Here is a 2,609-nt window from a genome sequence, read left to right as displayed (position 1 = left end):
TCGCCCTGAGAGCCGGTGGTGACGATCAATACTTCGTTATCTTTAAATTTGCCGACCTCGTTAGCGTCGATAAAAATTTTCTTATCCAGCTTGATGTAGCCAAGCTCCATCGCCGTGTAGAGATTACGCTCCATGCTGCGGCCGATGACGCAGACCTTACGATTGTATTTTAGCCCCCAGTCGATCGCCTGATAGACGCGGTGGATGTTGGAGCTAAAAGTGCTCATTATCACGCGACCTTTGGCTTTGGAAAATATCGCGTCAAAGGTCTTACCCACGCTGCTTTCGCTTTTAGTAAAGCCCTCGCGGTAGCTGTTCGTGCTGTCACTCATCAGGCACAGCACGCCGCGCTCGCCGTAGTAGGCTAGGCGTCCCAGATCAGTAGGGTAGCCGTCGATCGGCGTATGGTCGATCTTAAAGTCGCCCGTGTGAATGATAGTGCCCGCCTTTGTCGTGATGGCAAGCGCGCTAGCATCGATGATAGAGTGCGTGATATGTATCCACTCGACCTCAAAATCCCCTATCAGATACGGCTTGCGCTTTTCGACCGAGCGAAAAAGCGAACGCTCCTGTTTTAGTCCGTGCTCTTCAAATTTGTTATTTATCATACCAAGCGGCAAAGGCGTAGCGTAGATAGGAAATTTAAACTCTTTATAAAAGTAGGGCACCGCGCCGATATGGTCCTCATGGGCGTGCGTGATGACGACGCCTTTTATCTTATCTTTTATCTTGCGCACGTAGTCAAAGTCAGGGATCAGGATATCCACGCCGTGCATGCTCTCGCTAGGAAAGCTCATGCCGATATCCACGATGATCGCGCTCGTGTCGGTCTCAAATACGGTCATATTTCCGCCGATCTCGCCCAGCCCGCCAAGAGGCGTAACGCGGATCCTGTGATCGGTTGAGTTTAGGTATTTCATCGGCTCCAGACGCAGTTCGTGGACAGCCTTGTTTGCCTCCATAGCGCTAGCTATATCTTGCTGCCACTGCTCGTTACCGTTTAGCTTGGCGGGTAAATTTTTCTTTGGCTTTCGCTGTTTTTTCGGCTTAGCTTCGCCCGTTTGATTTTCGACGTTTGCGGTTTGTTTGTTAGCGTTTTTGTTTTCGCTTTGCGCGCTATTTTGGGAGTTTTGTTTGCCATTTTTACTACGATTTCTTTTACCGTTTTGTTTGTTAGTATTAGCTTGCTCGCCGTTTTGGGCATGCTGTTCGCCGCCGTCAAAAGGCTCTAAAAAGAAATTATCTATCACGCTTTGACTAGCTTTTTGTTCGCCGTTTTGCGCGTTTTGATCTAAATTTTCTTGTTTATTTTTATTTCTCGGGCGAAATCTGCGCTTTTTATTGCTCTTGCCCTGAGAGACCACCGCTTTTTCTTCGTTTTTGTCGTTCATTATCTTCCTTTAAATTTTTAAATACTTCTAGATAAAGACCGACATTTAGCTCATGCGGACGGATGTTTGCGCTCAAATTTAGCATGCTGAAAATTTGCTCGAGTTCAGACTTCTCGTAGCTTGAACTCAAATTTTTCATCAGCGTTTTTCTAGGCGCGCTAAAGGCGATTTTGAGGTAAGTTTTAAATTTTTCGTATTCAAATTTACTCTCAAATATACCCGTTTCGCCTATTAAATTTTTACTTTTTTGCAGTTTTATAACCGAGGAAGTCACCTTCGGCGGTGGGTTAAAGCAGCTCGCATCCACGTCAAAAAGTAGCTCGCAGCTACCTTGAAGCGAGGCTAAAATCGCCAAAGAGCTAAAATCTCTATCGCCGCTTTTCGCGCTAAATTTGAGCGCGACTTCCTTTTGTATCATCACGACCAGGCCGCGACATTTCTCGTCTTCGATCGCATTTAGGATCATCTTCGTAGCAACGTAGTAGGGCAGGTTTGCCGCTAAAAAATACGGCTCATCGTTTAAGCCGCTTTCGCTCCACTGATCCAGCGCGTCTTTGCAAAAAAGTTTCAATCGTCCGTTTTGAATTTCGTTTGCGAATTTTTTCTGTAGCAGCGCAAAAAGCTCAGTATCTATCTCGTAGCTAGTTACGCCGCAAATCCGCAAAATTCTAAATGTCAAATCACCTAAGCCAGGCCCAATTTCAACGATATTTTGCGTATCTTTGGGAATCGCTTGGATGATTTTGTTTAGCGTCGCTTCGTCGTGTAAAAAATTTTGTCCGAAGCATTTTTTTGCTTTAATATTTTCCATTTTAACTCCGCAGAGTAGCGAAGCCACTGCTGCAAACAAACCCATCGCTCGCATCGCTTTGCGATAAGCTTCGCTCATTCGCTCCCGCACGGACGATAAGCGGTTATCGTCCTCTAACGGCGGTCACTCACCCACCTAAAGCACGCCGATGTTCGCGGCATCGGCGTAAATTTACCTTAAATTTTCGCCGATTTTACCCAAAAATATCTTATGTAATGATTAGATAAGTCAAATTTAGCTAAAATAAAGCCAAATTTTAGCTAAAGAAGAGCGATGAATCATTTTGCAAAACGCATAATCCCGTGCCTAGACGTCAAAGACGGACGCGTGGTAAAGGGCGTAAATTTCGTAGGTCTCGTGGATGCTGGCGATCCGGTCGAGATAGCCAAACGCTACAACGAGGAGGG

Annotated in this window: 3 protein-coding genes; 1 reads left to right on the top strand and 2 read right to left on the bottom strand. The window is 45.8% G+C overall.

The window, feature by feature from the left end; translation table 11 throughout:
* Together Q0314_RS06965 and rsmA are read right to left on the bottom strand one after the other, a co-directional pair.
* Positions 1 to 1,391 (bottom strand): ribonuclease J (locus tag Q0314_RS06965; RefSeq protein ID WP_298057769.1); only part of this gene is annotated, 1,391 nt, incomplete at its 3' end.
* Positions 1,339 to 2,202, bottom strand: a complete 864-nt coding sequence (gene rsmA, locus Q0314_RS06960; RefSeq protein ID WP_298057771.1) for a 16S rRNA (adenine(1518)-N(6)/adenine(1519)-N(6))-dimethyltransferase RsmA — start codon at positions 2,200 to 2,202, stop codon at positions 1,339 to 1,341. The genes Q0314_RS06965 and rsmA, both read right to left, overlap by 53 nt.
* Before the next feature lie 273 nt (positions 2,203 to 2,475).
* Between rsmA and Q0314_RS06955 the strand changes: the two genes are divergently transcribed.
* On the top strand, positions 2,476 to 2,609 hold a 134-nt coding region (locus Q0314_RS06955), incomplete at its 3' end, for a HisA/HisF-related TIM barrel protein (protein ID WP_298057770.1).

This window comes from uncultured Campylobacter sp., assembly GCF_938040115.1.
GTDB lineage: Bacteria > Campylobacterota > Campylobacteria > Campylobacterales > Campylobacteraceae > Campylobacter_A.
Note: the sequence above shows the minus strand (reverse complement) of the source record. Positions and strands in the feature narration are given on the sequence as shown.

Bases quoted from the DNA above. Each gene is read 5' to 3' on its own strand.
- rsmA (WP_298057771.1), bottom strand. From the start codon at position 2,202: ATGGAAAATATTAAAGCAAAAAAATGCTTCGGACAAAATTTTTTACAC.